Source organism: Mesorhizobium sp. M0598, assembly GCF_040320865.1.
Lineage (GTDB): Bacteria > Pseudomonadota > Alphaproteobacteria > Rhizobiales > Rhizobiaceae > Mesorhizobium.
Window position 1 is genome coordinate 59,982 of the sequence record NZ_JAMYQL010000028.1, and the last position, 25,122, is coordinate 85,103.

The window sequence follows — 25,122 nt, forward strand, 5'->3', positions numbered from 1 at the left end:
TTAGGACCGCCGAGCGTCCAACGCCCGCCAGCCATAGAGCCAGTCGAGATCGGCGGCGAGTTTTTCGGGCGAGCGCATCGCCAGGAACAGGTTGCGGGCCATCGCCACCGGCCCGGCCGCATGCCAGGCGAGGCGGTTGAGGACGCCGCGGCGGGCGACCTGGGCGACGCGCGGCCGCCGCGCCTGTTCCCAGGCGACAAGCGCGCTGCTGAGATCGGCAGGCGAGGTGGCAACGAAACCGGCAAGGGTTACCGCGTCCTCGATCGCCATCGCCGCGCCCTGTGCGGCAAACGGCGTCATCGCATGCGCCGCATCGCCGATCAGCGCGATGCCTTCCGGCGTCGTCCACCGCCGCTGCTCGACGGTGTGGATCGGCCATGCCGTCCATGGCGCGGCCTCGCTCGCCAGACGGACCAGCGCCGGCGCGGTACCGCGCATGGCGCTGGCGAGGATGGCGGGGTCGGCATGCCCCGACCAGCCCTCGGCGATGCGCTCGCCCTTTGTGAAGGCAGCGAGGTTGAAGGCAGTGCCACGGCTGACCGGATAGGCGACCATATGGAAGCCGGAATAGAGGAATGCAGTAACACAATCGGGCGCACCGATCGCCGCAAAGGTTTGTCCAGCGGGGCTGTCGGCGGCCACCGTGGCGCGCCAGGCAAGCTCGCCCGAAAACCGGCTTCTCCGGAAATCGGCTGCGTTGCGGGCAAGCGTTTCTCGCACCGACGACCAGACGCCATCGGCGCCGATCAAAAGACAGCCAGCCTCGACCGTGTCGCCATCAGCCGATGCAGTGACGGTAACACCTTTCGATCCGGCTGCGATGTCGGTCACCCGCGCGCCGGCGATCAGATCGATACCGGGCTGCTCCGAAACTCGCTGCATCAGCGCTGACTGCAGATCCGCGCGGTGGGCAACGAGATAGGGCGCTTCCCAGCGCGTTTCGGCCGCCTGGCCAAGCGGTACGCGCGCCAGCTTGCGCAGCGTGGCGGCATCCTTGAGCACGACCGCCTCCGGCTGCACCGCCGTCGCCAGCAGCCGATCGAGTACGCCGAGCTGCCGTAGGATGCGCGTCGCGTTGGGCGAAAGCTGGATACCGGCGCCGGCAGCCTCGAGGTGCTGCGCCTGTTCGAACAGTTTTATCCGATAGCCGCGCTCGGCGAAGGCCAGTGCCGCGGTCAGCCCGGCGACGCCCGCCCCGGCGATGACCACCTGCCGGGACTGCGTTTCCTGCATCAGGCTTGTCGCGGAAGAATCAGGCGGCCTGGTCGAGATAGAGGCAGCCCGGCGGCTGCGTTTCCAACGCCTTCAGCTTCGGCGAATAGCGATAGAGCGTCGAACAATACGGGCAGACTTTTTCATTGTCGTCGCCCATGTCGAGAAATACATGGGGGTGGTCGAAAGGCGGATTGGCGCCGGTGCACATGAATTCCTTGACGCCGATGTCGATTGCCGGATAGCCCGCATCGTTCTGGAAATGGGGAATGGAACCGCCTGCCATCGTCGTCTCCTGATCTTGTCGATTGCATCTGGATCATAACCCGTCGCTTTGCAAGATCGATGAAATGAAACTGTCGCAAAAGCCTGTCAGAGGATAAGTTAAGCCGGTTAAGGCTATGGTCGTCGAACGGTGTGGGAAGAGCGGAAACCATGAACGAACTGAAGCCGGTGCAGAACGAATTCATCACCGTCGAGGCGGCGAGCCGCGAAGGCGGCAATCCCGACCGCTTCGTCAACCGCGAGTTTTCCTGGCTGCAATTCAACCGGCGCGTGCTCGAAGAGTCGCTGAACGCGAATCATCCGCTGCTCGAGCGTGTTCGTTTCCTGTCGATATCGGCCGCCAACCTCGACGAGTTCTTCATGGTCCGCGTCGCCGGTCTTGCCGGCCAGGTGCGCGAGGGCATCGTGCTGAAGAGCCCGGACGGACGCACGCCCGAGCAGCAGCTTGAACAATTGCTGCGCGAGGTCGAGCGCCTGCAGGAGGACCAGCAGAAAAGCCTTTCGGCGCTGATGCTGCTCCTCGACAAGGAAGGCATCGAGAGCATCACCCGCGAGGCGCTGAGCAAGGACGAGAAGATCTGGCTGGAGGACCATTTCCAGGAGCAGGTATTTCCGGTGCTGACGCCGCTGTCGATCGACCCGGCGCATCCGTTCCCGTTCATTCCCAATCTCGGTTTTTCGATGGCGCTGCAATTGCGCCACCGTAAGAACGGCGAGGAAATGAGCGCGCTTTTGCGCCTGCCGGTGGCGCTGAGGCGCTTCATCCGCTTGCCGGATCGCAAGCGCCATGTCCGCTTCATCCCGCTCGAGGAGGCGGTCGGCCTTTATATCGGCAAGCTGTTCCCAGGCTATGAGGTCAAGGGCTCCGGCACGTTCCGTATAATCCGCGACAGCGATATTGAGGTCGAGGAAGAGTCCGAGGATCTGGTGCGCCTGTTCGAGACGGCGCTGAAGCGGCGCCGCCGCGGTTCGGTTATCCGCATCGAATTCGACCGGCTGATGCCGCCCGAACTGCGCGACTTCGTCGCCGGCGAGCTCGGCGTCTCGGCAAGCCGGATCAGCGTGCTCACCGGTCCGCTGGCGCTCAGCCAGATCTCGGAGATCGTCGCCGTCGCCCGCGACGATCTGAAATTCACCCCCTACAATCCCCGCTTTCCCGAGCGCATCCGCGAGCATGGCGGCGATTGCTTTGCCGCCATCCGCGAGAAGGACATCATCGTCCACCACCCCTACGAATCCTTCGACGTGGTGGTGCAGTTCCTGCGCCAGGCGATGGCCGATCCGGAAGTGGTGGCGATCAAGCAGACGCTCTACCGCACCTCCAACGACAGCCCGATCGTGCGCGCTCTGGTCGACGCCGCCGAGGCCGGCAAGTCGGTGACCGCGCTGGTCGAGCTCAAGGCGCGCTTCGACGAGGAGGCCAACATCCGCTGGGCCCGCGACCTCGAGCGCGCCGGCGTCCAGGTCGTCTTCGGCTTCCTCGAACTGAAGACCCATTCGAAAATGTCGCTGGTCGTGCGGCGCGAGGATGGCAGGCTGCGCAATTACGTGCATCTTGGCACCGGCAACTACCACCCGGTCACCGCGCGCATCTACACCGACCTGTCCTTCTTCACCACCGCCCCGACGATCGCGCGCGATGTCGCCCAGCTGTTCAACTTCATCACCGGCTATGCCGAGCCGGCCGAGCAGATGCGGCTGGCCATATCGCCGTTCACGCTGCGCGACCGCATCCTCAAGCACATTTCGGACGAGATCAGTCACGCGCTGGAGGGCAGGCCCGCCCGCATCTGGATGAAGATGAACGCCTTGGTCGACCCGATCATCATCGATGCCCTCTATGATGCCAGCCGCGCCGGCGTCGAGATCGATCTCGTCGTGCGCGGCATCTGCTGCCTGAGGCCGCAGGTGCCCGGCCTGTCGGAGAACATAAGGGTGAAATCGATCGTCGGCCGCTTCCTCGAACACAGCCGCATCTATTGTTTCGGCAACGGCCACGGCCTGCCCTCGGACGGGGCGATCGTCTACATCTCCTCGGCCGATTTGATGCCGCGCAATCTCGACCGCCGTGTCGAGACGATGGTGCCGATCACCAATCCAACTGTGCACGAACAGGTGCTCGGCCAGATCATGCTCGGCAACATCATGGACAACCAGCAAAGTTTCGACGTATTGGCTGACGGAACCTCCCGGCGCGTCGTGCTGGAAGAGGGCGAGGAACCGTTCAACGCGCAGGAATATTTCATGACCAATCCGAGCCTGTCCGGACGGGGCGATGCGTTGAAGTCGCATGCGCCCAAGCGCATCGCGCAGTTCAAGCGCCGCAAGAAACAGAACGCAGCGACGGGCTGATGATTTCAGCATCCCAGGGCCGGCTCCAGGACCGCCGACCGCTGTCCATCATCGATATCGGGTCGAACTCGATCCGTCTTGTCATCTATGAGGGGCTGGCGCGCTCGCCGACCTTGCTGTTCAACGAAAAGATGCTGGCCGGCCTCGGCCGCGGCATTGTTTCGACCGGAAAACTCGATCCCGAGGCGGTGACGCGCTCGATGGAAGAGTTCCGCCGCTTCCGCGCGCTCTCCGACCAGGCCGGCGCCCAGCGCATGTATGTGCTGGCGACCGCCGCCGCCCGCGAGGCGGTCAACGGCCCCGACTTCATCCACCGCGCCGAGGATGTGCTCAAGACCGAGATCCAGGTGCTGAGCGGCCGCGAGGAAGCCCATTATTCGGCGCTCGGCGTCATTTCCGGTTTCCATCCGGCCAACGGCATCGCCGGCGATCTTGGCGGCGGCAGCCTCGAATTGATCGACATTGACGGTGAGACGATCGGTGACGGCATCACGCTGCCGTTGGGCGGCCTGCGCCTGCAGGACATGGCGAAGAACTCGCTGACCCAGGCGGCAAGGATCACGCGCGAGCAACTGGCGCGGGCGAAATTGCTGAAGGGCGGGCAGGGCAGGGCGTTCTACACGGTCGGCGGCACCTGGCGAAACCTCGCCCGGCTGCACATGGAAATGACCAACTACCCGCTCGGCGTCATGCACCATTACGAGATCGGCGTCGAAAGCGCCGCGAACTTCCTCCGGCAGGTCGCCAAGGCCGAGATCGACAAGGTCAAAGGCATCGAGGGCATCTCCAAGAACCGCCGCTCGCTGCTGCCCTATGGCGCCATCGTGCTGCAGGAGATCATGGCGGCGATGCAGCCGTCGAAGATCATCGTGTCGGCGCTGGGCGTGCGCGAGGGCTTTCTCTACTCGCTGCTCGACAAGGCCGAGCAGAAGGCCGATCCGCTGATCTCGGCGGCGGAAGAGCTTGCCCGCCTGCGCTCGCGCTCGGTCGACCACGCGCATGAGCTTGTCGAGTGGACCGGCAAGGCCTTCGCTGCCTTCGGCATCGACGAAACCAGGGACGAGGCGCGCTACCGCCACGCCGCCTGCCTGCTCGCCGATATCGGCTGGCGTGCCCATCCCGAATATCGCGGCAAGCAATCGCTCAACATCATCGCCCACGCCTCGTTCATCGGCGTCGACCATCCCGGCCGCGCCTTCCTGGCGCTTGTCAGCCTGTTTCGCCACGAGGGCGTGTTCAATGAAGCCGCTCCGGAAATCCGCGGGCTGGCGACACCGCGCTATCTCGAACGGGCCCGCGTGCTGGCCGCGCTGCTGCGCGTCGTCTATTTGCTGAGCGCGGCAATGCCCGGCGTCATGCCGCGACTGAAATGGGAAAACCGCGGCAATGGCGTGCTGGCGCTGGTGCTGCCGGCAGCGCTGGCCGATCTTTACGGCGAGCGGCCGGCCGGCCGGTTGGCACAGGTGGCAAAGGTCACCAACCGCCGGCTGGTGCTGGCGGTCGAGGGCGGGCCTAGTATTTCAGTGAAGTAGTTTCAGGCACGACGCCAATTGCATGTGGCAATTCGCTGCGAGCTCCACGCTTGGGCGAAGATCGTGAAATCCAGTCAAATCCTGCTGCTGCTGCTTTCCATCCTGCCATTGTTGATTTTCGACGCGGCCAGAGCTCAGACGGTTTCCAAGGTTTCCGTTGCTGCAAAAGGCGCGTTTGAGTTTGAGAAGAGTTATCCAAAAGCCGCAGACGGAAAAACACCGTTCAATTTGCTCACAGGTTTTCTAAAACCTAAAAGCGGGCAAAAGATAAACTATTTTGTATTTAGAATAAGCGACGAAATGATCAAATTTCAAAGATCGATTTCGATGAACACGTTTTATGCGGACGTTAATCTCTGTCCTGGCGCTGTCGATCGAACCGTGTCCGTTCATCAGCCCCTCGGCAACTTTCTTGAGCCTATCGTGGGCCGAACCGACCTGTTGCCATACGTTAAGAGGGCAAGCCTGATCCAATTGCGCAACTACCTGTATGTCGCGATTGACAGCAATCTTCGGAGCTACTCCCCCAAGGGCGCAGATCAATATGGATATGAATGGCTGCCGATCGCGGTGGAAAGCAGACAGGTTTGCCTGACCATCAGCGTCGGTCGAATGGGGCATGGCGCCTTTCTTCTCAGCCCATAAACACAACCAGGCTTGCGGAGTTCGTCTTTCTCGACAGCAAATGAGCCGAGCCGGGCGGCAGCTTAGCCAGTCCCTGCAGCCATCCGGCCGTCGGCCGACCATGCACCCGCGCCAGCCATCGCCAGCGCCAGAAAACCGCCTGATATCGCGATGTCCTTCATCAGCATCTGCGAATGCATGAAGGTCAGCGTCGGATCGCCGCCGCCCTGGCCATAGTGGCCGATGAACGCTGTCGCGACGCAAAAGGCGGCGAGCAGCAGCGCCACGATCGGCGTCTTGAAGCCGACGAGGATGAGCAGCCCGGCGATCAGTTCGAACAGCCCGGTGCCCCAGGCAGCCAGCGTCGGCAGCGGCAGGCCGAGGCCGGCGAAATAGCCGGTCGTGCCGGCAATGTCGGCAAGCGCATGGAAGCCGGACGGCACGAACAGTGCGGCGAACAGCAGTCGGGAAAGCAAAAGCAGCGTATTGCGGGGCATGGCAACCTCCGTTGTCGGCCGGGTGGCCAAGAGCCCGATCCTAGCAGAATTCCGGTCAGCGGACCGACAGGCACAAACGACAACGAAAAAGGGGCGCGGAAAATTCCGCGCCCCTTTGTTCAGGAAATGCTGGGCTGCTTCAGCCGCGCTTGGCGTCGATCGAATACGCGCCTGGGCCCGAGGAGGCGAGCACGAGGAAGCCGCCGGCAATGCCGAGGTTCTTCATGAAATTGATCATCTGCATCTGATCGGCCCAGCCGGTGTGGGCAACCAGTGCGGTGGCGACGGTGAAGATCGCCATCACCCAGCCGACGATCCGGGTCTGGAAGCCGACAAGGATGGCCAGGCCGCCAAGCAGTTCGATAAGGCCGACGACAATGGCGGTCACCATCGGCAGCGGCAGGCCAAGGCTGCCGAAATAGCCGGCGGTGCCGGCAATCGCCGTCAGCTTGCCGAAACCGGAAAGCAGGAAGATGACAGAAAGCAGGATGCGGCCGAGCAGGATCGTGCCCGAGGCGCCGGCGGCGGTGCCGGAACCGGCAAACGAAGTGTTGGTGGACGTGTTGGTGGACATGCGTAACTCCAGAAGGGTTTGGCCAAAAGGCTTGGGATAGCCGTCCAGTTAGCGCATGCCGACTGTTCACCAAAGGCGTCAGATTGGTTACGGATTGTTCACTCAGGTAACGTTTTCGCGATCAACTTACCCTGGGTGCGTCATGTCCTCCGGCCGCACCAGCCGCTCATAATCGGCTTCGCTGACCAACCCGGTGGCCAGCGCTTCCTCGCGCAGCGTTGTGCCGTTCTTGTGCGCCGCCTTGGCGATCTTGGCGGCGTTGTCGTAGCCGATCGTCGGCGCCAGCGCGGTCACCAGCATCAGCGAACGGTCGAGCGCTGCCTTGATGTTGTCTTCGCGGGCCTCGATGCCGACGACGCAATTGTCAGTGAACGACACGGAAGCGTCGGCCAGCAGCTGCACCGACTGCAGGAAACAATAGGCCATCAGCGGATTGTAGACGTTGAGCTCGAAATGGCCCTGGCTGCCGGCGAAGCTGATCGCCGCGTTGTTGCCGAACACCTGCACGCAAACCTGCGTCATCGCCTCGCATTGTGTCGGATTGACCTTGCCCGGCATGATCGAGGAGCCCGGTTCGTTTTCCGGCAGCGACAATTCGCCGAGGCCCGAACGCGGGCCCGATCCGAGCAGCCGGATGTCGTTGGCGATCTTGAACAGCGCCGCCGCGCAGGCATTGATGGCGCCGTGCGAGAAGACCATGGAATCATGCGCGGCCAGCGCCTCGAACTTGTTCGGCGCGGTGACGAAATCGATGCCGGTGATCGCGGCGATGCGCGACGCCACCATTTCGGCAAAACCGACCGGCGCGTTGAGGCCGGTGCCGACCGCGGTGCCGCCCTGTGCCAATTCCTGCAGGCCGGGCAGGGTCATCTCGATGCGCTTGATCGACGAGGCGACCTGAGCCGCATAGCCCGAGAATTCCTGGCCAAGCGTCAGCGGCGTGGCGTCCTGTGTATGGGTGCGGCCAATCTTGACGATGTGGGCGAAAGCCTTGGTCTTGGCCTCGAGTGCCGCATGCAAATGTCTTAGCGCCGGCAGCAGGTCGTGGATGATGCGCTCGGCGCAGGCGATGTGCATTGCAGTCGGATAGGTGTCGTTCGACGACTGGCTCATATTGACGTGGTCGTTGGGATGCACCGGCTTCTTCGACCCCATGACACCGCCCAGAAGCTCGATTGCCCGGTTGGAGATCACCTCATTGGCGTTCATGTTGGACTGCGTGCCCGAACCGGTCTGCCAGACGACCAGCGGGAAATGCTCGTTGAGCTTGCCGTCGATGACCTCCTGGGAGGCCTCGATAACGGCCTTGCCGATCGCCGGATCGAGCCGCTTCAGCTCCATATTGGCCTCCGCTGCCGCCCGCTTGACGATGCCCAGCGCCCGCACGATCGAGGCCGGCTGTTTCTCCCAGCCGATCTTGAAATTGGCCAGCGAACGCTGCGCCTGCGCGCCCCAATAGCGGTCGGCGGCGACCTCGATGGGACCGAACGTGTCGGTTTCGGTTCTGGTCTCTGGCGCGCTCACGAAGTCTCTCCGGTTTGCAATTTGCAAACGGCGTATCGCGTTGCACAAATGCCTTCAAGCGGAGATTGCGGGTGACGGGAATGCAAATCGGTTGAAGGTGCTGGCAATCTCCCCACTTGAGGGGGAGATGTCGCCGAAGGCGACAGAGGGGGTCGGTAGGTCTTGACGCAACTCCCATAGCGGACGGAACAGGCTGGTGTTCCACGCGAGACGACCCCCTCTGGCCTGCCGGCCATCTCCCCCTCGAGGGGGGAGATCGCAACCTCACCCCGCCGTGTATCCTCCATCCACGGCGAAGATTCCGCCGCTGGTCCATGCCGCTTCGTCGCTGGCGAGATAGGCGGCGATGCCGGCAAGGTCGCTGGTTCGGCCGATGCGGCCGAGCGGGTAGCTGCGCTCGACATAGGCCTTGAGCTCGGCTTGCGCGGCCTCAGGCAGGTTTTCGATCGACCTGCGCCGCATCGCTGTGTCGACCGTGCCGGGCGCGATGGCGTTGACTCTTATGCCGCGCGGCCCGAGCTCGAAGGCGAGCGACTTGGTCAGCGAATTGAGCGCGCCCTTCGAAAGCGAATAGAGGCTGGACGGCCGCTTCGGGATCATCTTGTGCGCGAAATAGGACGAGATGTTGATCACCGAGGCCGCACCCGGCGCGAGATGCGGCAACAGCCGTTGGGTGAGAAAGAATACCGCCGTGACGTTGAGCGCGAACGACTGCTGGAACTGGTCCTCGCTGACGGTCTCGAACGGCACAAGGAACGCTACGCCAGCATTGTTGACGAGGATATCGACAGGTGGGCCGCGCCTGGCATGCTCGACCACGGCATTGATCCCGGCGCTGGCCGACAGGTCGGCCGAAAGCGTTCCGACATTATCCCCGAGCTGCTTGCGGGCGGCGTCGAGCTTTTTGCCTTCGCGGCCGACGATCAGCACGTCCGCGCCTTCGCGCAAGAAAGCCTCGGCGATTGCCAGCCCGATCCCGTCCGAGCCGCCGGTGACCAGTGCCCGTTTGCCGCCTAGTCTCATCCAACACTCCCGCACGTGCCGCCTTCCGCCGGCGGCATGAACCCCAGAGCAGCTTGCCTGCACTCCGGGTCAAGTCGCCTGCCTATCCCAGCGTATGAAACTTCGCCTCGTCTCACCGCCCAAGCAGCGATTGTGAGGTTGGCGACAGCCGCAAAGTCTCAGTCGGCTTGGCCATACGTGAATGGACGCTCTGCTCGAACACTTGCCACTCCGGGGAGGCAGCCAAGGCTGCCTCGTGGCGGGCATGTGCATCGGCGCTGGCGAAACCGGTGATGCTGATGAAGACGTTTTCGCTGGCCCGCACCGGCAGCCGCGGAAAGCTGTTTTCGGCATGTTCGGTAACGAAGGCGGCGAGCGGCGACGCGCCAAATGCGGCGAGCACCGGAAGGGCCGCGGTCTGGAAATCATTGGCGAAACGGGCTTCCAGGCCAGGTTGCAAATAATGAATCCTGATGACAACAATTGCCTGCAAATCACTGCTTGCGCTTGGTTCTTCGGGGTCCGACTGGGGTACTCGTTTCGATCCCGAGAGGTCTAGGCCGGCGCCTGGCCAAGCCGGCTTCAGCAGCAGCACGTCGTCAGAATCGATCATCGTGGCGTTGGCGGCGTCGCGCCAGGCAGCCCAGACCGGCCCGTCATAGAAGGCGGTCAGAGCGTTTTTCCGCGCTTCCATACCGTCGAAGCCGCGCAGCCAGACGAACATATCCGGCCGGTCGAGATCGCGGAACTGGCCGATGATGGTCATCCCCGCGGTTTCCTGGCCCTCGATCAGGTGATTATCGAAGATGCCGATCAGCGTCTCGCGCCTGCCGGGTTTCAGCGTGTATTGCCTGAGTTCGACAACGGGCGAGGCGAGCAGATCGGGATTAGGTATGGCGTTCAAAGGCAGGTTCATCGCGCGAGCTCCAAAACAGGAAAGTCATCCTGTTTTACAAAACAGACCGATTGTCCTGTTTTGTCAATCTGCTATCGTGTGAAGATGTCAGCAGAGATATCCGCTCGCCCAAGGTCGCGGGCTCAAAAACGCACCAACCACCCCGAAGGCATGCGCAAGAAAGTGATCGATGTGAAGCAGCCAGAAGCGCCAAGGGACCCCGAAAGAGAATACGTTGAGGCTGCCATATTGCACCGTCAACTACTTGAAATGGGGGATGTCAAAGGATCGAATGCGGCTCACGACCGCTTAATCCGCGCAATAAGAGAGATCAGCAACCGACCTGATCTTGGCCGATCTTTTCTGTTGGGAACCCTGAGGCATACAGACGAAAATGTCAGGTTCTGGAGTGCCGGGCACCTTTTGCCACTCGAAGAAAAAATGGCTCTTGCCGATTTGAAGAGCCTCGCAAGAGACGCGAAATCGTCGGTGGTTAGTTTAAGTGCCGATGTGACCGCAACGGAGTGGCGAAGAGGCACGCTGGATATTGATTGGTTCATGAAAGAGTAGAAGCAGCGCCTCGTCCGAATCGATCACTGGGCGTTGGCGGCGTCGCGCCAAGCAAACCCTACCGGCTGTTTTACCAAACAGACCGGTTGTCCTGTTTTGTCAATCTGCTATCGTGTGAAGATGTCAGCAGAGATATCCGCTCGCCCAAGTTCGCGTGCTCAAAAACGCACCAACGACCCCGAAGGCATGCGCAAAAAGGTGCTCGATGTCGCCGAGGAGGCGTTTCAGGCACGCGGCTATCATGCGTCCAGCATGGGCGACCTGATGGCGACGGCGGGCGTCACCGGCGGCGCGCTGCACCACCATTTCCCAACCAAGAAGGCGCTGGCGCTCGCAGTGATCGAGGAGCGGGTCGCCGCCGCGGTAGAAGAGACGTGGATCCAGCCGGTGCGGATGGCTCCCTCAGCGCGCGAGGGCGTGCGCTCCGTGTTCGCGGCCGTCGCGGCGGAGCTGGAGCGGCAGGGATTCGTACGCGGCTGCCCGCTCAACAATCTGGCGCATGAACTGTCGCTTGCCGATCCGGATTTCCGCATTGCCCTTGCCGGCATTTTTTCGGCCTGGCGCCAGGTGATCGCCGACAAGATCAGCGTCGACCAGCAGGCGGGCCGGGAGCTGGGCACCGATCCGCAGCGCTTCGCGGCGCTAGCCGTCGCCAGCTATTCGGGCGCCATGTCGATGGCCAAGACAGCACAGGACGCAGGCGTGCTGCGCGACTGCCTGATGGCGTTGGAGCAGGGAGTTATGTCGTCCAAAACAGGAACGAGGCGACGTAACAGGATACTGCACAGAGCCCTCTGACGCCGGCAGGACAGCCGCTCACTATGACCGAGCCGGGGAGGCCGAGCTCTTAATTCGGCAGCGGCTTGATCAGCTCGTAGCCGACCACGCTTTCGGTACTGGTACCCTCGTCATAGCGCCGGGCCACAACCGCCTGCAGATCGGGTGCGTAAAGGGCAGTAAATTCGTCCCGCGTCTCGCCGGCCTCGCTCCTGATCGTCTGTTTGACCGCGAGCACGGAGTAATTGCATTCACCCAGGCTGAACGTCTCCTTACCCTTGACGTTGATCTCCAGCGTCTCGGTGCCCTTCGGCGGCTTGTTCGGTGCGAGGCGGGCGAACACGATCTTGCTCTTGGCCCCCGCCTTCAGCGGGAACACCTTCCTGAGATCGGAAAACGGGATCATCGCCAGCTGGCCCGTGCTGCTGTCGCGAAACACCTCGATCAGCCCGCCGAACAGGTACTGCGACTGCGGCGATTGCGACTGGTATTTGTTGGCCACGGCAACCATTCCGCCCGCCGCCGGACGAAACTCGCTGTGGATGCCAGGCCTTTCGAGAATGAAGCCGGCCTTGGCCGATTTGGCGTCGATGCACTCGGAGGCATGCGCGGCACTCGTTGCCGCCAGAATGGCCATTGTCATGCCGATGGATGCAGTGTTCATGGCGTCCTCCTCTGCCCGCGTAAGTTGAATGCCGAAACCAATGCCAGACCAAAGGCTGCGTGTCGACATGCCGTGCGAGACAACTGGACTGCCGGCGTCTCTCATGCTGAACTTTGATGCATGATGAACCGTATCGTGGCCCGACCGGGTTCTCGGCGCAGCTTCCTGATGCAGGCAGCGGCCCTTGCCGCGGCCGGCGCAGTTTCGCGCCCGGCCTTCGGCCAGACCGGCCAGCGTATCCCGCCGATCGACGCCACCTTCTTGTTTATCGCTGATGTCCATGCCTGCCGCACTGCGAACGGATTGAGCCCGCATTGCGAGCAGGAGGGCAAGACCGACGCTGCCTTGCTGCGCAACGTCGCCGCACTCAACGGCGTCGGCGACAGGCAATGGCCGGCTGAAATCGATGGCGTTGCCACCGCCCTGCGCTCGACGGGCAAAATCGGCACGCCGCTCGGCCTCGTCGTTGGCGGCGACATCACCGATGATGGCGGCGGCCAGATCACCCAGCCCAGCGAGGGCACGCAACTGCTTCAGTTCAGCCAGCGCTACCAGCAAGGCGTCGGCCCCGACCGCGTGCACATGCCGGTCTATGTCGGCCTCGGCAACCACGACCTCGACCAGAACGGTCCGCGCTCGCATGTCGACTGGTACCGCCGCGAAATGCGCGACTACGTCGAGGTCAACCACCGCCCCGGCGTGTTCTTCAAGCCGCCTGCGCCGGCGACCGACTACGATGTCGGGACCGATTGCTATTCATGGGATTGGGGCGGCCTGCATCTTGTTCAGACGCACCGTTTCGCCGGCGATACCGGCCATGGCGCCGTCATCAGCCTGCCATGGCTGAAGCAGGACCTGGCGACCTATGCCGGCGACGGCCGCCCGGTCATCCTGTTCCAGCATTATGGCTGGGATACTTTTTCGATCGAAAGATGGGACGCCGCCGAAAGAACCTTTGACGACAATGGCACGGGTCCACCGCATTGGTGGAGCGAAGCCGACAGGCAGGCGCTGCTGGCTGTGCTGAAGGGTTACAACGTCGTCGGCATCTTCCATGGCCACCAGCACGCGACGCCGATGATCTACCACCGTGACGGGCTCGACTTGTTCAAGCCGAAGGCCGCCTTCATGGGCGGCTTTGCGTTGGCGCGGGTGACGGGAAACAGCATGGATGTGGTGCTGGGCGAAGCCGCCGGAGATCATGGCGAGGTCACCTTCACCAATGCATACAGCAAAAGCCTGACTTTCTGACGGGCAGGAGAGGGCAAAAAAGGCGGCCGAGCCGCCTTTCCCTGGTTCACGAAGGGCCGGCGTCAAAGCGCCTTCTTCACCTTGTCCTTCACGTCGCCGTAAGCCTTCTGCATCTTGCCGGTCGCCTTGTCGGCGTCGCCTTCGGCCTCGGTGCGCCTGTTGCCGGTGGCCTTGCCGGCGGTCTGCTTGACCGAGCCCTTGGCTTGCTTGGCAACGCCGGCAACCTGATCCTTGTTCACCATCTCGCATCTCCTGAACCGTTCGCCTGGAGAAACGGTCGCCGATCGCTTAGGTTCCGGGTTCAGCCCGTCGATTGGGATAGCTTCCGGCCGCGAAGCCGACAGGATAGGGTGCACCAGGACGCCCGAACAGACAGGGGCCGGAGGGACAATGGCTGAATTCACGCTCTTCATCGGCAACAAGTGTTTTTCGTCGTGGTCACTGAGGCCATGGCTGGCGATGAAGCACCTGAAGATCCCGTTCGAGGAGGGTTTTGTGCGCCTGCGCACGCCCGAGACCGCGGCCAATCTGGCCAGGATATCGCCGACCGGCCAGGTGCCGGTGCTGAACCATCGGCTGCCGAATGGCGAGGTCCGGATCGTCTGGGAAACCCTTGCCATCCTTGAATATCTTGCCGAGCTGTTTCCCGAGAAAAAGCTGTGGCCGGCCGATATCGGCGCCCGCGCGCTCGCCCGCTCGGCGGCGACAGAGATGCATTCCGGCTTTCGCGAGGTCCGCTATGGCTGGCCGATGAATTTGCGCCGGCCGAAAGGCTGCAAGCCGCTCGACGCCGAAGGTGAGGCGCAACGGGCGCGCATCGAGGATCTGTGGCGCGAATGCCGTGAAAAACACGGCAAAGGCGGCCCGTTCCTGTTTGGCCGTTTCACCGCGGCCGACGCCATGTACGCACCGGTCGTCACCCGCTTCGACACCTATGGCGGCACGCTGGCAACCGATACCCGCGCCTATGTCGACGCCGTGCTTTCGATGCCGGCGATGCGCCACTGGTATGCCGAGGCGTCAAAGGAGCGATGGCCGGAGCCCGGTCCTGACGAATAGAGCCGAGCAACCGAGGAGCCGGTCTTCCACTTTGCGGCCCACGGCCTATCTGAAGCTCGGGCAGGGGCCTTGGAGACTTCACAATGACATCTGTTTCTTCCGCACTGGCCGGCAAGGTCGCACTTGTCACCGGCGCCTCCTCGGGCATCGGCGAGGCAACCGCTGCGACCCTCGCGGCCGCCGGGGCAAAGGTGGCGATTGCCGCACGCCGCGCCGATCGCCTCGAAGCGCTGGCCGCGCGTATCGAAAAGGCCGGCGGCGCTCCGCTCCGCATCGAGGCCGACGTCACCAGCAACGACGATGTCACCGCCATGGTCGACAAGGTTGTCGCCGAATGGGGCCGCCTCGACATCCTCGTCAACAATGCCGGGGTGATGCTTCTGTCGCCGGCCGCCGAGGCGTTGCTCGACGACTGGCGCCGCATGATCGAGCTCAACCTGCTGGCGCTGATGGGCGTCACCAAGGCGGCGCTGCCGCATCTCAGGTCCGCCAAGGGGCACATCGTCAATGTCTCGTCAATCGCCGGACGCGTCGCCAATCCCGGCGCCAGCGGCTATGCCGCAACCAAGTTCGGCGTCGTTGGCTTTTCTGAATCGCTGCGCCGCGAAGTCTATGCCGATAAGGTTCGCGTCACCGTCATCGAGCCTGGCCTTGTGCGCACCGAACTCGGCGACCATGTCACCAACCCGGCGGCGAAGGCCGGGCTCGACCAGCGGCTCGCCGCCATGGAGGTGCTGACCGCCGAGGACATCGCCGCGGCCATTCTCTACGCCGTGAGCCAGCCGCCACACGTCAACGTCAACGAGATCGTCATCCGCCCGACCGACCAGGAACGGTGAACGGCGTCAGATATTTTTGCTACGCCTCAAATCCCGCCCGCAGGAAATCGCCACACTCCTCGACCAGCCGCGACGGGTCCCTCGCGAGGTAGACGCCGAAATCCGCCATCGGCGCCGGCGGCAGGTTGAAGCGTCCGTTGAGGCTTTGGCAGTCGGGCGGTAGTCCTTCCTGCAGCAGAAGGCCGATGCCAAGCCCGGCCCTCAGCGCCGAGATCAGCGTCGCGAAAGTCGACACGCGGCAGCCGATCTTCCAGCCGATCCCGGCCTCGGCGAGCGAGGCCAGCATTCTGTCCTGCCAGGAGCAGGCGCCTTCGAAGATGATTAGCGGAAGCTCGACCTCGTCATCGATCTCGATCATGCGGCTTGCCGCCCAGACCAACTGTCGTGACAGATGGCCTCGCGGCGCCTTTGTGAAGCGCGCCGGATCGGCCATGACGATGTCGCATTTTCCTTCGCCCAGCGACTTGCTGAGATCGCTGCTGCTGGCTGATGTCAGCTCGATCTCCACGGAAGGATGCCGGCGGCGGAAGTCGACGATGATCAACGGCAGCCGTGTCACCGCCAAATCCTCGACGATGCCCAGCCGGACACGGCCGACCAGCCTGCGGCCTTCTATCTCGCGCCTGGCATCGTCGCCGATCGCGATGGCCTTGCGGGCGAAGGCGAGCAGGATCTCGCCGGCCTCGGTCAGCGTCACGCCGCGCGGCGAACGGCGCAGCAGCTCGGCGCCGACTTCGCCCTCGAGGCGCTGAAGCTGCATGCTCACCGCCGCCTGCGTGCGGGCAAGCCGATCGGCGGCCCGGCTCACCGTTCCCGTATCGGCCACGGTGACGAAGGCGCGCAGCAGCCGGACGTCGATATCTCCAGTCATAAGAATTCCTGATAGCTGTGTCAGCACTATCAGGCTATCCGAAAGCCCGATCTGAATTCAAGGTCCGCTCGCGCCAACGAAAACAGGAGCAGCCACCTTGTCCTACAGAAGAAGATTTGAAGAGCTCGGTGTCGCCTGGCCGTCGCTCGATCGGCCTGCTTTGCCGTTCTTGCCGACGGCTCGGGTCGCCGACATCGTCTATGTCTCCGGTCAGATCCCCGAGATCGGGCAGGAGATCGCTGCGATCGGCCAAGATCGATCTGGCCACGGCGCGGAACGCCGCCCGGCTCTGCGCGGCCAACATCGTCTATTGGCTGGACAAGGAATTGGACGGCAATCTCGACCGCGTCGTGAAATTCGCCAAGCTGACCGTCTATGTGAACGCGGCGGCTGGCTTTGCGGCCTATTCGGAGGTCGGCAACGGAGCATCCGAATTTCTGCTCCGTGTTTTTGGCGAGCGTGGCGAGCATGCCCGCTGCTCGCTCGGCATGGCCGGCTTGCCGGCCAATGTTCCGGTCGAAGCCGACGCCATTGTGCATGTCCGCTGATGCACGCCCAAAGCATGCACTCAGGGCTTATCCGGGAGTGCGCAGTGAAACCAGAGGAGGCTTGGCTTGATAAGTACAAATTTTGAGGGGCGGAAGGCGCTGGTTCTGGGAGGAGGCAAGGGCTTGGGTTTCGGCGTCGCCGAAGCGCTCGCGGCGAAAGGCGCCGAGATCATCCTGGTCGGACGCGGGGAGGAGACCCTGGATGCGGCGCGGCGCGCAATCGAGTCCGCCGGCCCGGTCTGCTCGACCTTCAGCGCCGATCTTTCCGATAACGACAGCGTCTCCCGGCTGATCCGTTCCATCGAGGACGAGCATCAGCGGATCGACATCGTCCTGCTCAATGGCGGCGGCCCGCCGCCCTTCGCGGCCAGCGTCTTCGATGCGAGCGTCTGGGAGAAGCAGTTCACCAGCATGGTGCTGAGCCAGATGCGTATCGCCATTTCTTTCCTGCCAGGCATGCGGTCGCGGCGCTGGGGGCGCATCATCGCCGTTTCCTCCACGTCCGTCCGCGAGCCGATCCCCGGCCTCACCGCTTCGAATGCGTTGCGCGCGTCGCTTGCCGGCTGGGCCAAGACCCTGGCCGGCGAAGTGGCGGCGGACGGCGTCACCGTCAACCTGTTGCTGCCTGGCCGTTTTGCGAAGGACCGGACGAAACAGTTCGACGCGATGGACGCCGCCGACAGGGGTGTGGACGCTGCTGTGATCGCCGCCGAGAGTGAGGCCGAAATCGCGGCAAAGCGCTACGGGACCCCCGCCGAATTCGGCGCGGTTGCCGCATTCCTGGCCAGCGACGACGCCGCCTATATCACCGGCGTGGCTTTGCCGGTGGATGGCGGGCTCACCCGGGCCATGCTGTGAGGGGCAGGCGGCCCGAATGGTCGCATCACAGGAACGCCCCTCGTGCCTTTTATCTGCGCGGGGGCGTCCTGTTTGTCGTCCGCCTTTTCTCAAGATTGCTCTTTCGAGAACGGCTTTCGACACCGAAAAAAATGCCTCGGCGCCAAAATGGTTCCCGGCTGATTGGTTTTTTCGGCGGGCAATAGCCCGGCTTTCGCCGTCCGATGTGCTGGCGCGGGCCGCCGCCGCGCGTCGCGAGTGTGGCAAATCAAAAAAATTGACACAACGCGCAAAGAAGTCTATAAGAATTTTGTCGATATTTGTTTGACCGACTTTTGTTATCCGCGTGCTTAGGCGCGCCTTTGGCGAACTTCCCCCATCAAAATCGAGACAAACGTTGTTGTGCATCCGCATGACGGCGAACGAATATTTGCCATGGAAAGGGTTCGTTATGAGCACAGGCACAGTTAAATGGTTCAACGCCACCAAAGGTTTTGGTTTTATTCAGCCTGACGACGGTTCTGCCGACGTTTTCGTCCACATCTCAGCCGTCGAGCGCGCCGGAATGCGCGACATCGTCGAGGGCCAGAAGCTTGGCTACGAGATGGTCCGCGACAACAAGTCGGGCAAGATGTCCGCCGACCAGTTGAAGGCGGCCTAAAACGGAATTAAGCCTCACCGGTGACCACGGATGTACTGGCACCGGTGAATGGCAAATTCCAGCGCATGATCGCGGGGATGTTAAGTCCCCGCTCATGCGCATGAGAAGAACGTTTCCTTGCGCGTCTCTCGGGATGCGCGGGCGCTCTTATGGAAGGTCAGGCGGTGCCTGGCCTTTTTCATTTTTGCGCTTCGACCGCCGAAAGAGCGCTGCTCGACGGCCCGGACGTGCTAAGGACGTTCCAGCAATTTGAAACCGGCTGCCGTATTGCTTTGTGCGGGATCCTGGCCGAAAGACCAGTCTCGCCACTTTTCGGCGGCGTGCTCCGAACCGGGAGAAAGACCTTGACCGCAACATCAAAAAAACCCCGCGACCAGGCCGAATCCATTTTCAGCAAGACGCGGACCCAGTCGATGTCGCTCGACCGCATCAATTCCGAACGGGATGCCGTCAGCCAGGCCCGCGAAGCCAAGACCGCGCGGCTGCGCGAATTGCGCCTGGAGAAGGAAGCCGACGACATGGCGGCGGCGGTTGCGCTCGCGGCCTCGCCGAAACGCGCAGGTAAACGCTGATGGCCACCAAACGCGTGCCTCAAAAGGCGATCGCCGCAGATTCGACCATCGCCGATGTCGTGGGCGAACTAGACAAGCCGGTCGAATATGTCCGGCGCGTGCTCGAAAAGCTCGAGCGCTGCAGGCGTGTCCACGGCGATGCCCAGGTTCGGCTCGGCGTGCGCGGTCGTGCCGAATGCCCCAATTATCTGATCGAATACGTCCGGGAAAACGCCAAGACCCGCGAGCGCGTGACCTTTCAGGATGCCGCCTACAGCGGCAGCACGCATCGCGAGCTGGCGCCCCGGCACATCGAGGAAGCCAGGAACTGGTCGCCCGAAGAAATGAACATCACGGCCGTTTCGGCGCTCATCGGCCGCCTTCGCAATCCGAATGCGCCATCATCGCGTTTCTCTGACGAGGATTGATATGGCAATCAAGTTTTCCGCCAAGGGCCAGCCGGCAGCGCCTGCTGCCGCCGTGAAGCCGGCCAAGCCGGCGGCCGCGCCAAAAACCGGCGAAGCCGCCGAAGCGGGCACCGATCTGTTCAGGTCGCCGGCGGAAGCACCGCCGCGCAAGCCCAAGAAGAAATAGCGCCCTTGCAGCAAAATGCCGACCGGAAATCTGCGCCAAGGCTGGTTGCCCTGGCGGTCGCAGAGGAGTTTTCGTCGCCACAAGAGGGCGCCGGTCCGATTGCCTTCGATTGCCAGACCTGTGGCGCCTGCTGCGCCTACTCGTCAAGATGGCCGCGCTTCTCCACCGAGGATGACGCGCAGCTCGACCTTATCCCGCAAAAATACGTGGCTGCCGACGAAGCCGGTATGCGCTGCGACGGCGCGCGCTGTTCGGCACTGTGCGGCGAGGTCGGCAAGTCAACGGCCTGCGGCATCTACGACATCCGCCCCGACGTCTGCCGCGCCTGCATGCCGGGCGATGACGACTGCCTGATCGCGCGTCGGGCTCACGGTCTGCCGACGCTTGAATGACGGCCCGGGCTGGCGTCCCAGTTTGAATTTCCTCAGTCAGATGATCGAAAGTCGCTGCGGTAGAGGCCGGGCGATCGTCCGGTCAACCGTTTGAATGCCTGCGAGAACGACGGCACCGATTCATATCCGACGGCGCGCCCGATCTCGCCAATGTTCTGGTTCGTTTCCCGCAGAGCCTTGGCGGCAAGGTTCATCCGCCACCGGGTCACATAGGACAGCGGCGGCTGTCCTACCAGTTGAGCGAAGCGACGCGCGAAGGTGGCCCGGGACTGTGCTGCGCCGCTGGCAAGGGAAGCGATGGTCCAGGGATTGCCCGGCCGCTCGTGGATCAGGCGCAAGGCCTGCGCAATGCCTTTGTCGCGCAAGGCGCCAAACCATCCCCCTGTTCCGAGTGGCTGATGTTCGATCCAGGCACGCAACAAGAAGATCAACGTGCTGTCGAGAAGGCGTGGGGCGACAATGTCGTGGCCGCCGAGATCGCCTTTCGCTTCGACCTGCAGAAGTTCCAGGGCAAGCCGCAGCGGCTCGCTGGTGCCAATCTGATTTCGGGTCAAATGGATCAGCGGAGGAAGCAGCGAAACCATCGGGTATGGCCCGACGCCGTCGAGTGAATATCTCGCACAAAGAAGAGTTGTCGCGCCGCTTTCGCTTTTCGGTTCCGCTCCGCTCCGAGTCGCGGAAAGGACGGCGGATATCGATGCCGTCGGTGCATCCGCCGGACTGCAAAGGGCATGCCCGATACCGCTCGCGACAAGGATGACATCTCCCTCGCCTAAGCGGATCGGCTCCCTTTCACCGGCTAGCCGCAGCCAGCATTCGCCGTTCTGTATGACGTGGATGGCGGCATTCCTTGTCGGATTGACTGAAATACCCCATGGCCGATGCAGGGTCGCGCTGCCGATCATGGCGCTGCCAAATCGCAGCGAAGCAAGAACTTCGGACAAGGCGTCCATGAGAACCATCCTCCGACAATGAACCGACGACGATATTAGACGATTGGATAAGAATCCAGGCGAATAGCGTATCGACCATCTCACAAGCGTGGCTGATTATGTTGGCAATATCGGCCTGCGGACGCTCCTGTCCACGTCAGGCAAAAGCAGGCACCTCACGGAGCAAAAACATGCGTGACGAACCATCAAATCCAGTTCCAGCCAAGATCCATAATTCGCTCGAGACCAACAAGATGATCGTCCTGGACTTCATCGATAAAGCAGTAAACCAAGGCAACATCGAAGCTGCTTCGATGCATTTTGGCGAACGCTACATCCAACACAATCCGAACATTGCCGATGGTGCGGAAGGCTTCAAAGCCTATCTGCAACAGCTCAAACAGTCATTTCCCCTCGTGAAGGGAGAGGTGAAGCGGATTTTTGCCGAAGGGGATTTCGTCATCGTGCACATGCACGCAAAACGCGAACCGGAGGAGGAGGGCCTGGCCATCGTCGACATTTTCAGGCTGAAGGACAGCAAGCTGGTCGAACACTGGGAAGTTCGGCAGCCTATTGCCGATAGCAAGCTGCACGCCAACAGCATGATCTGAATGCGCATAGGCTCTTGAGGTTGGCTTGTGCCCGCACGTTTCGCTGATTACGCTGCCGGCGGCAGGGCCAGCACCGGGAGACCATCCGTGAGCATCGAATTTCTGTTGACGTCGCTGATTGTCGTGGCTTCGCCCGGTACCGGCGTTCTCTATACGCTGAGCGCCGGGCTTTCGCGTGGTGCGCGCGCCAGCATCATTGCCGCTTTCGGCTGCACGCTCGGCATCATTCCGCACATGGCGGCCGCCATCACCGGCCTCGCGGCACTGCTGCATACCAGTGCCATCGCCTTCGAGACGCTGAGATATCTCGGCGTCGCCTACCTGCTCTACATGGCCTGGAACACGCTGAAGGAGAAGGGCGGCCTGAGCGTCGACGAAAATGTCGCGCCGCGCTCGGCCGGCAAGGTGATCACTTCTGGCATCCTCATCAACATCCTCAATCCGAAGCTGTCGATCTTCTTCTTTGCCTTCCTGCCGCAATTCGTCAGCACCACCGAACCGCATGCGCTGTCGAAGATGCTGGAGCTCAGCAGCATCTTCATGCTGCTCACCTTCGTGGTCTTTGTCGGCTATGGCATTTTTGCCGCGTCGATCCGCAGCCATGTCGTGTCGCGGCCAAAGGTGCTGACCTGGATGCGCCGTACCTTCGCCGGAGCCTTTGTCATGCTCGGCGCCAAACTGGCGCTGGCGGACCGGTAGACAGGAAGGTCGCGGGCAGCACAAATCTATCCCTTCACATAGCCCATGGCCTCGACGATCTGCCCGTCCGCCACGCGCATCAGGTTGACGCCGCGCAGCGAATTGCCGTCGGCCATCCAGTAGCGCCAGCGGATCGTCGCCCGGTCGCCGGCGACGAAAGTTTCTTCGATGTCGAAGCGCGTGCCGGGTCCGGTCGCGATCGCCGACCACAGTTCGACGCAGGCGCCCTTGCCGATGCGGCGGGCGCCGTCCGGGGCCGGCGTGGTGTTCTCGATCACGCAATCTTCCGCCACCAGATCGTCGAGCGCCGAAGGGTCGTGGCGCTGGAAGACGTCGTTGTAGCGCCGCATGATCTCGGCCGTTTCGGCGGAGCGTTTGGCCGCCGCGATGTCGATGATGAGTTCCTGTGTCATTGGATATTCCTTCCCTTCAGTGATCGGTAGCGGTTTCGACGAGGCGGGCCTTGAGCGTGATCACGGCGACGCCGGCCAGCGCCCGCGACACGAGGCAGCTCTCCTTGGCCGTCTGCGCCAGCCGCTCGAACTCCCCCACCGCCAGCCCGGCGACGCTTGCCTCCGTCTCCAGCTCGATGCGGGTCAGCGTCGGCCCGGCCGCGGTGGCGCCGAGATGTGCTCTCGCGATCGTGTGGATGCGTGCGGGAGTGTAACCTTCGCGGCCGAGAATGGCGCTCAGCGCCATCGAGAAGCAGCCGGCATGCGCCGCCGCAATCAATTCCTCGGGGTTGGTGCCGGGACCGTTCTCGAAACGCGACGGGAACGAGTAGGCGCCTTCGAAGACGCCGCTGCCGAGCTTCAGCCGGCCCGAACCCTCCTTCAACGATCCCTGCCATTGGGCCTCTGCTTCACGAATGGTCATTGTGTCTCTCCTTTGATTTGAGGGGTCGATCAGATTTTGGGGCGGACCAGTCAGGCGCTGTCGACGACCACTTTCCCGAAGACGTCGCCTTGCTGGAAATAGCGATAGGCGTCGTTGGCCTCGTCGAAGGCGAACACCTTGTCGATGACAGGCTTAAGCCGATGCACCGAGATGGCGCGCAGCATGGCTTCGAGGTTGGTGCGATTGCCGACGAACAGGCGGCTGATGGTGGCGAGGCTGCGCTGGTAGACCGGGCCGGGGATCTGCACCGTCCCGCCTTTCGCATCCTGTATGGTGAGAAGCACGATGCGCCCGTAAAGCGCGCAGGCGATCATCGATTGCGCGAAGGTCGGCGGGCCGCCGGTCTCGACGACGAGGTCGATGCCGCCGGTCTGCTCTCGCACCGCAGCACCCCATTCCGGCATGTCGGCGGTCGAGACGACGAGGTCGGCGCCTAGCGCCTGCAGCCGGTCCAGCTTCTCGTTGCGCGAGGTAACCGCCACGACACGGCAGCCGAGCAGCTTGGCGAATTGCAGCGCAAATAGCGCGACGCCACCTGAACCGATGACAAGAACCCATTGGCCGGGCTTCGGCATTTCGGCCCCAGTCACGGCATTCCAGGCGGTCAGGCCGGCGCAGGTTAGTGTCGCCGCTTGATGCCGGTCGAGATGATCGAGAAGCCGCACCGCCCATTGCTCGTCGAGCACGGCGTATTCGGCCAGCATCCCGTCCAGCGTGCAGCCAAGCTGGTCGATCAGACCGGCATTGATGCGGCCATCGATCCAGCGCGCAAAATAACTGCCGGTGACGCGGTCGCCGACGGCAAAGCGGGTGACGGCATCGCCGACCGCAACGACTTCACCGGCGCCGTCGCTCAGCGGAACGACCCCTTGGCGCGGCGCCAGCGGATAGCTGCCGTTGAGGATCATCGTGTCGCGGCGGTTGAGCGAAGCGGCGCGGACACGCACGACGATCTCGTGCGGCTTCGGCGTCGGCTGCGCCTCGTCGCGCATCACCAGGCACTTGGTCCCGCAGGTTCCTTCAAGACGATAACTGCGCATTTGCCTCCCGATATGTAGACTGATCTACATATTATGTAGACCGATTGTCATATTCGAGGCAAGGCCTATAATGCTCACTCCTGACAGAGGTTGACATGGCGAACGACACCCGTACCCGCATACTCGAGACCACGGGACGCCTGCTTCGGCAGCGCGGCTATCACGGCACTTCGCTCAACGACATATTGAGCGCCTCAGGCGCGCCGAGAGGCTCGCTCTATTTTCATTTTCCGGGCGGCAAGGACCAGCTGGTCATCGAGGTGACGCGCGACAGCGTCGCCGATGTGACGCAGAGGCTGGACGCCGCACTCGCTGCCGAAAAGGATCCGGCGGTGGCCGTCCACCACATTTACCAGTCGGTCGCCCGCATGTTGGAGGACAATCGGTTCACGCTCGGTTGCCCGATCGCGCCCGTGGTGTTGGACTCGCCGACAGACGTGCCGGAACTGGCCGAATTGTGCCGGTCCGCCTTCGAGCAGTGGATAGGCTTGCTCAGGGCGGCCTTCGTCAGGGCAGGGGTGCCCGAGCGCCGCGCGTACGCGCTCGCATTGCTGGTCGAATCATCGCTGGAAGGGCTGATGGTGATCGCACGCGCCACCCACGACCGCGCCCCGGTGCTGGCGGTAGCCGATGAGGTCGCGGCGCTGATTGAGGGGGCATTGCCGGCCAAGAGTGCCGCTGCCGCGGTGCATTGATATCGCCGCTTGAGCCGGGGCAGCCCGCTATGAAGCAAACAAAAAGGGCGGCATCGCTGCCGCCCTTTCCGTAAGCTTGCGAGATTGGCTGGATTAGAAATCCATGCCACCCATGCCGCCCATGCCGCCGCCGCCCA

At 62.8% G+C, this 25,122-nt stretch carries 33 protein-coding genes and 1 pseudogene; 19 read left to right on the forward strand and 15 right to left on the reverse strand.

From position 1 onward, the window contains the following. Both NKI59_RS26530 and NKI59_RS26535 read right to left on the reverse strand, forming a co-directional pair. Positions 1–1,233 carry an FAD-dependent monooxygenase gene (locus NKI59_RS26530; RefSeq protein ID WP_352707822.1) on the reverse strand — a complete coding sequence of 411 codons (1,233 nt, stop codon included), beginning with the start codon at positions 1,231–1,233 and terminating at the stop codon, positions 1–3. A gap of 19 nt (positions 1,234–1,252) precedes the next feature. Continuing rightward, a complete protein-coding gene (locus NKI59_RS26535) occupies positions 1,253–1,498 on the reverse strand; it encodes a zinc-finger domain-containing protein (RefSeq protein ID WP_023677627.1) in 246 nt (81 codons plus the stop codon). 149 nt (positions 1,499–1,647) lie between these two features. Here NKI59_RS26535 and NKI59_RS26540 point away from each other — a divergent pair, with 149 nt between their 5' ends. The 3 genes from NKI59_RS26540 to NKI59_RS26550 all read left to right on the forward strand — a co-directional run bounded on the left by NKI59_RS26540 (position 1,648) and on the right by NKI59_RS26550 (position 6,026). Further along, positions 1,648–3,849, forward strand: a complete 2,202-nt coding sequence (locus tag NKI59_RS26540; RefSeq protein WP_352707823.1) for an RNA degradosome polyphosphate kinase — start codon at positions 1,648–1,650, stop codon at positions 3,847–3,849. Continuing rightward, a complete protein-coding gene (gene ppx, locus NKI59_RS26545; protein ID WP_352707824.1) occupies positions 3,849–5,381 on the forward strand; it encodes an exopolyphosphatase in 1,533 nt (510 codons plus the stop codon). Before NKI59_RS26540 ends, ppx begins: the two co-directional genes overlap by 1 nt. 63 nt (positions 5,382–5,444) lie before the next feature. Beyond that, the gene (locus NKI59_RS26550) at positions 5,445–6,026 is read left to right on the forward strand and encodes a hypothetical protein (protein ID WP_352707825.1); all 582 of its coding nucleotides are present in this window, start codon (positions 5,445–5,447) and stop codon (positions 6,024–6,026) included. A gap of 62 nt (positions 6,027–6,088) precedes the next feature. Here NKI59_RS26550 and NKI59_RS26555 read toward each other — a convergent pair whose 3' ends face one another. The 5 genes from NKI59_RS26555 to NKI59_RS26575 form a co-directional block, all read right to left on the reverse strand. After that, the gene (locus NKI59_RS26555) at positions 6,089–6,502 is read right to left on the reverse strand and encodes a DoxX family protein (protein WP_352707826.1); all 414 of its coding nucleotides are present in this window, start codon (positions 6,500–6,502) and stop codon (positions 6,089–6,091) included. Positions 6,503–6,641: 139 nt separating this feature from the next. Beyond that, positions 6,642–7,076 carry a DoxX family protein gene (locus tag NKI59_RS26560; RefSeq protein ID WP_352472646.1) on the reverse strand — a complete coding sequence of 145 codons (435 nt, stop codon included), beginning with the start codon at positions 7,074–7,076 and terminating at the stop codon, positions 6,642–6,644. Between the two features lie 126 nt (positions 7,077–7,202). Next, the gene (gene fumC, locus NKI59_RS26565) at positions 7,203–8,600 is read right to left on the reverse strand and encodes a class II fumarate hydratase (RefSeq protein ID WP_352707827.1); all 1,398 of its coding nucleotides are present in this window, start codon (positions 8,598–8,600) and stop codon (positions 7,203–7,205) included. Positions 8,601–8,864: 264 nt separating this feature from the next. Then, the gene (locus tag NKI59_RS26570; RefSeq protein WP_352707828.1) at positions 8,865–9,623 is read right to left on the reverse strand and encodes an SDR family NAD(P)-dependent oxidoreductase; all 759 of its coding nucleotides are present in this window, start codon (positions 9,621–9,623) and stop codon (positions 8,865–8,867) included. A 112-nt stretch (positions 9,624–9,735) separates the two neighbouring features. Beyond that, the gene (locus NKI59_RS26575; protein ID WP_352707829.1) at positions 9,736–10,518 is read right to left on the reverse strand and encodes an NIPSNAP family protein; all 783 of its coding nucleotides are present in this window, start codon (positions 10,516–10,518) and stop codon (positions 9,736–9,738) included. Positions 10,519–10,668: 150 nt separating this feature from the next. On the opposite strand from NKI59_RS26575, the gene NKI59_RS26580 reads away from it, so the two are divergent. Next, positions 10,669–11,067, forward strand: a complete 399-nt coding sequence (locus tag NKI59_RS26580; RefSeq protein WP_352707830.1) for a hypothetical protein — start codon at positions 10,669–10,671, stop codon at positions 11,065–11,067. Between the two features lie 186 nt (positions 11,068–11,253). After that, positions 11,254–11,865 (forward strand): TetR/AcrR family transcriptional regulator, encoded by a 612-nt coding sequence (locus NKI59_RS26585; RefSeq protein ID WP_352707845.1) that lies wholly within the window; start codon positions 11,254–11,256, stop codon positions 11,863–11,865. 49 nt (positions 11,866–11,914) lie between these two features. Here the strand turns inward: NKI59_RS26585 and NKI59_RS26590 are convergent, their stop codons facing one another. Further along, on the reverse strand, positions 11,915–12,508 hold the full coding sequence (locus tag NKI59_RS26590; protein WP_352707831.1) for a hypothetical protein: 594 nt from the start codon (positions 12,506–12,508) through the stop codon (positions 11,915–11,917). Positions 12,509–12,628: 120 nt separating this feature from the next. Here NKI59_RS26590 and NKI59_RS26595 point away from each other — a divergent pair, with 120 nt between their 5' ends. Continuing rightward, on the forward strand, positions 12,629–13,759 hold the full coding sequence (locus tag NKI59_RS26595) for a metallophosphoesterase (protein ID WP_352707832.1): 1,131 nt from the start codon (positions 12,629–12,631) through the stop codon (positions 13,757–13,759). A 62-nt stretch (positions 13,760–13,821) separates the two neighbouring features. Here NKI59_RS26595 and NKI59_RS26600 read toward each other — a convergent pair whose 3' ends face one another. After that, positions 13,822–14,001, reverse strand: coding sequence for a CsbD family protein (locus tag NKI59_RS26600; RefSeq protein ID WP_352707833.1), 180 nt, complete (start codon positions 13,999–14,001; stop codon positions 13,822–13,824). A gap of 148 nt (positions 14,002–14,149) precedes the next feature. Here NKI59_RS26600 and NKI59_RS26605 point away from each other — a divergent pair, with 148 nt between their 5' ends. Together NKI59_RS26605 and NKI59_RS26610 are read left to right on the forward strand one after the other, a co-directional pair. Beyond that, positions 14,150–14,818, forward strand: coding sequence for a glutathione S-transferase family protein (locus tag NKI59_RS26605; protein WP_352707834.1), 669 nt, complete (start codon positions 14,150–14,152; stop codon positions 14,816–14,818). Positions 14,819–14,901: 83 nt separating this feature from the next. Then, the gene (locus NKI59_RS26610; RefSeq protein WP_352707835.1) at positions 14,902–15,657 is read left to right on the forward strand and encodes an SDR family NAD(P)-dependent oxidoreductase; all 756 of its coding nucleotides are present in this window, start codon (positions 14,902–14,904) and stop codon (positions 15,655–15,657) included. A 19-nt stretch (positions 15,658–15,676) separates the two neighbouring features. Here NKI59_RS26610 and NKI59_RS26615 read toward each other — a convergent pair whose 3' ends face one another. Further along, the gene (locus NKI59_RS26615) at positions 15,677–16,528 is read right to left on the reverse strand and encodes a LysR family transcriptional regulator (protein ID WP_352707836.1); all 852 of its coding nucleotides are present in this window, start codon (positions 16,526–16,528) and stop codon (positions 15,677–15,679) included. A gap of 200 nt (positions 16,529–16,728) precedes the next feature. On the opposite strand from NKI59_RS26615, the gene NKI59_RS26620 reads away from it, so the two are divergent. From NKI59_RS26620 to NKI59_RS26655, 8 genes are all read left to right on the forward strand, one after another. Next, on the forward strand, positions 16,729–17,076 hold the full coding sequence (locus NKI59_RS26620) for a RidA family protein (RefSeq protein ID WP_352707837.1): 348 nt from the start codon (positions 16,729–16,731) through the stop codon (positions 17,074–17,076). Between the two features lie 66 nt (positions 17,077–17,142). Continuing rightward, a complete protein-coding gene (locus NKI59_RS26625; RefSeq protein ID WP_352707838.1) occupies positions 17,143–17,934 on the forward strand; it encodes an SDR family oxidoreductase in 792 nt (263 codons plus the stop codon). Between the two features lie 16 nt (positions 17,935–17,950). Then, positions 17,951–18,241 (forward strand): hypothetical protein, encoded by a 291-nt coding sequence (locus tag NKI59_RS26630; RefSeq protein ID WP_352707839.1) that lies wholly within the window; start codon positions 17,951–17,953, stop codon positions 18,239–18,241. Between the two features lie 123 nt (positions 18,242–18,364). Then, positions 18,365–18,574, forward strand: a complete 210-nt coding sequence (locus NKI59_RS26635) for a cold-shock protein (protein ID WP_010915421.1) — start codon at positions 18,365–18,367, stop codon at positions 18,572–18,574. A 344-nt stretch (positions 18,575–18,918) separates the two neighbouring features. After that, positions 18,919–19,146 carry a hypothetical protein gene (locus tag NKI59_RS26640; protein ID WP_023677608.1) on the forward strand — a complete coding sequence of 76 codons (228 nt, stop codon included), beginning with the start codon at positions 18,919–18,921 and terminating at the stop codon, positions 19,144–19,146. After that, positions 19,146–19,553 carry a hypothetical protein gene (locus NKI59_RS26645; RefSeq protein ID WP_292664441.1) on the forward strand — a complete coding sequence of 136 codons (408 nt, stop codon included), beginning with the start codon at positions 19,146–19,148 and terminating at the stop codon, positions 19,551–19,553. Before NKI59_RS26640 ends, NKI59_RS26645 begins: the two co-directional genes overlap by 1 nt. Before the next feature lies 1 nt (position 19,554). Then, positions 19,555–19,719: a hypothetical protein gene (locus NKI59_RS26650; RefSeq protein WP_023722752.1), complete on the forward strand. Its 165-nt coding sequence runs from the start codon at positions 19,555–19,557 to the stop codon at positions 19,717–19,719. A 50-nt stretch (positions 19,720–19,769) separates the two neighbouring features. Next, positions 19,770–20,111, forward strand: a complete 342-nt coding sequence (locus tag NKI59_RS26655; RefSeq protein WP_352578297.1) for a YkgJ family cysteine cluster protein — start codon at positions 19,770–19,772, stop codon at positions 20,109–20,111. Positions 20,112–20,143: 32 nt separating this feature from the next. On the opposite strand, the gene NKI59_RS26660 is transcribed toward NKI59_RS26655, so the two are convergent. Both NKI59_RS26660 and NKI59_RS26665 read right to left on the reverse strand, forming a co-directional pair. Then, a complete protein-coding gene (locus NKI59_RS26660; protein WP_352663370.1) occupies positions 20,144–20,476 on the reverse strand; it encodes a helix-turn-helix domain-containing protein in 333 nt (110 codons plus the stop codon). Positions 20,477–20,572: 96 nt separating this feature from the next. Further along, a pseudogene (locus tag NKI59_RS26665) lies at positions 20,573–21,073 on the reverse strand (cupin domain-containing protein); the annotation flags it as partial. Positions 21,074–21,234: 161 nt separating this feature from the next. Between NKI59_RS26665 and NKI59_RS26670 the strand changes: the two are divergent. After that, positions 21,235–21,654 carry a nuclear transport factor 2 family protein gene (locus NKI59_RS26670; protein ID WP_352707840.1) on the forward strand — a complete coding sequence of 140 codons (420 nt, stop codon included), beginning with the start codon at positions 21,235–21,237 and terminating at the stop codon, positions 21,652–21,654. Between the two features lie 87 nt (positions 21,655–21,741). Further along, the gene (locus tag NKI59_RS26675) at positions 21,742–22,353 is read left to right on the forward strand and encodes a LysE family translocator (RefSeq protein WP_352707841.1); all 612 of its coding nucleotides are present in this window, start codon (positions 21,742–21,744) and stop codon (positions 22,351–22,353) included. Between the two features lie 26 nt (positions 22,354–22,379). Here NKI59_RS26675 and NKI59_RS26680 read toward each other — a convergent pair whose 3' ends face one another. Genes NKI59_RS26680 through NKI59_RS26690 form a run of 3 tightly spaced genes read right to left on the reverse strand, consistent with a single transcriptional unit; the run spans position 22,380 to position 24,290 of the window. After that, positions 22,380–22,766, reverse strand: a complete 387-nt coding sequence (locus tag NKI59_RS26680) for a nuclear transport factor 2 family protein (RefSeq protein ID WP_352578271.1) — start codon at positions 22,764–22,766, stop codon at positions 22,380–22,382. A gap of 16 nt (positions 22,767–22,782) precedes the next feature. Continuing rightward, on the reverse strand, positions 22,783–23,229 hold the full coding sequence (locus tag NKI59_RS26685; protein ID WP_352707842.1) for an OsmC family protein: 447 nt from the start codon (positions 23,227–23,229) through the stop codon (positions 22,783–22,785). 50 nt (positions 23,230–23,279) lie between these two features. Continuing rightward, complete coding sequence (locus NKI59_RS26690; RefSeq protein ID WP_352707843.1) at positions 23,280–24,290, reverse strand: zinc-dependent alcohol dehydrogenase family protein; 1,011 nt, start codon at positions 24,288–24,290, stop codon at positions 23,280–23,282. A gap of 95 nt (positions 24,291–24,385) precedes the next feature. On the opposite strand from NKI59_RS26690, the gene NKI59_RS26695 reads away from it, so the two are divergent. Then, positions 24,386–24,985: a TetR/AcrR family transcriptional regulator gene (locus NKI59_RS26695; protein ID WP_352452748.1), complete on the forward strand. Its 600-nt coding sequence runs from the start codon at positions 24,386–24,388 to the stop codon at positions 24,983–24,985. Positions 24,986–25,122 lie beyond the last annotated feature (137 nt).

What these genes read in the sequence shown, in the direction of transcription:
- NKI59_RS26530 (WP_352707822.1), bottom strand. Translation starts at nt 1,233, where the DNA reads ATGCAGGAAACGCAGTCCCGGCAGGTGGTCATCGCCGGGGCGGGCGTC.
- NKI59_RS26535 (WP_023677627.1), bottom strand. Translation starts at nt 1,498, where the DNA reads ATGGCAGGCGGTTCCATTCCCCATTTCCAGAACGATGCGGGCTATCCG.
- NKI59_RS26540 (WP_352707823.1), top strand. Translation starts at nt 1,648, where the DNA reads ATGAACGAACTGAAGCCGGTGCAGAACGAATTCATCACCGTCGAGGCG.
- ppx (WP_352707824.1), top strand. Translation starts at nt 3,849, where the DNA reads ATGATTTCAGCATCCCAGGGCCGGCTCCAGGACCGCCGACCGCTGTCC.
- NKI59_RS26555 (WP_352707826.1), bottom strand. Translation starts at nt 6,502, where the DNA reads ATGCCCCGCAATACGCTGCTTTTGCTTTCCCGACTGCTGTTCGCCGCA.
- NKI59_RS26560 (WP_352472646.1), bottom strand. Translation starts at nt 7,076, where the DNA reads ATGTCCACCAACACGTCCACCAACACTTCGTTTGCCGGTTCCGGCACC.
- NKI59_RS26570 (WP_352707828.1), bottom strand. Translation starts at nt 9,623, where the DNA reads ATGAGACTAGGCGGCAAACGGGCACTGGTCACCGGCGGCTCGGACGGG.
- NKI59_RS26575 (WP_352707829.1), bottom strand. Translation starts at nt 10,518, where the DNA reads ATGAACCTGCCTTTGAACGCCATACCTAATCCCGATCTGCTCGCCTCG.
- NKI59_RS26580 (WP_352707830.1), top strand. Translation starts at nt 10,669, where the DNA reads ATGCGCAAGAAAGTGATCGATGTGAAGCAGCCAGAAGCGCCAAGGGAC.
- NKI59_RS26585 (WP_352707845.1), top strand. Translation starts at nt 11,254, where the DNA reads ATGCGCAAAAAGGTGCTCGATGTCGCCGAGGAGGCGTTTCAGGCACGC.
- NKI59_RS26590 (WP_352707831.1), bottom strand. Translation starts at nt 12,508, where the DNA reads ATGAACACTGCATCCATCGGCATGACAATGGCCATTCTGGCGGCAACG.
- NKI59_RS26595 (WP_352707832.1), top strand. Translation starts at nt 12,629, where the DNA reads ATGATGAACCGTATCGTGGCCCGACCGGGTTCTCGGCGCAGCTTCCTG.
- NKI59_RS26600 (WP_352707833.1), bottom strand. Translation starts at nt 14,001, where the DNA reads ATGGTGAACAAGGATCAGGTTGCCGGCGTTGCCAAGCAAGCCAAGGGC.
- NKI59_RS26605 (WP_352707834.1), top strand. Translation starts at nt 14,150, where the DNA reads ATGGCTGAATTCACGCTCTTCATCGGCAACAAGTGTTTTTCGTCGTGG.
- NKI59_RS26610 (WP_352707835.1), top strand. Translation starts at nt 14,902, where the DNA reads ATGACATCTGTTTCTTCCGCACTGGCCGGCAAGGTCGCACTTGTCACC.
- NKI59_RS26615 (WP_352707836.1), bottom strand. Translation starts at nt 16,528, where the DNA reads ATGACTGGAGATATCGACGTCCGGCTGCTGCGCGCCTTCGTCACCGTG.
- NKI59_RS26620 (WP_352707837.1), top strand. Translation starts at nt 16,729, where the DNA reads ATGTCTCCGGTCAGATCCCCGAGATCGGGCAGGAGATCGCTGCGATCG.
- NKI59_RS26630 (WP_352707839.1), top strand. Translation starts at nt 17,951, where the DNA reads ATGGTCGCATCACAGGAACGCCCCTCGTGCCTTTTATCTGCGCGGGGG.
- NKI59_RS26635 (WP_010915421.1), top strand. Translation starts at nt 18,365, where the DNA reads ATGAGCACAGGCACAGTTAAATGGTTCAACGCCACCAAAGGTTTTGGT.
- NKI59_RS26645 (WP_292664441.1), top strand. Translation starts at nt 19,146, where the DNA reads ATGGCCACCAAACGCGTGCCTCAAAAGGCGATCGCCGCAGATTCGACC.
- NKI59_RS26650 (WP_023722752.1), top strand. Translation starts at nt 19,555, where the DNA reads ATGGCAATCAAGTTTTCCGCCAAGGGCCAGCCGGCAGCGCCTGCTGCC.
- NKI59_RS26670 (WP_352707840.1), top strand. Translation starts at nt 21,235, where the DNA reads ATGCGTGACGAACCATCAAATCCAGTTCCAGCCAAGATCCATAATTCG.
- NKI59_RS26680 (WP_352578271.1), bottom strand. Translation starts at nt 22,766, where the DNA reads ATGACACAGGAACTCATCATCGACATCGCGGCGGCCAAACGCTCCGCC.
- NKI59_RS26685 (WP_352707842.1), bottom strand. Translation starts at nt 23,229, where the DNA reads ATGACCATTCGTGAAGCAGAGGCCCAATGGCAGGGATCGTTGAAGGAG.
- NKI59_RS26690 (WP_352707843.1), bottom strand. Translation starts at nt 24,290, where the DNA reads ATGCGCAGTTATCGTCTTGAAGGAACCTGCGGGACCAAGTGCCTGGTG.
- NKI59_RS26695 (WP_352452748.1), top strand. Translation starts at nt 24,386, where the DNA reads ATGGCGAACGACACCCGTACCCGCATACTCGAGACCACGGGACGCCTG.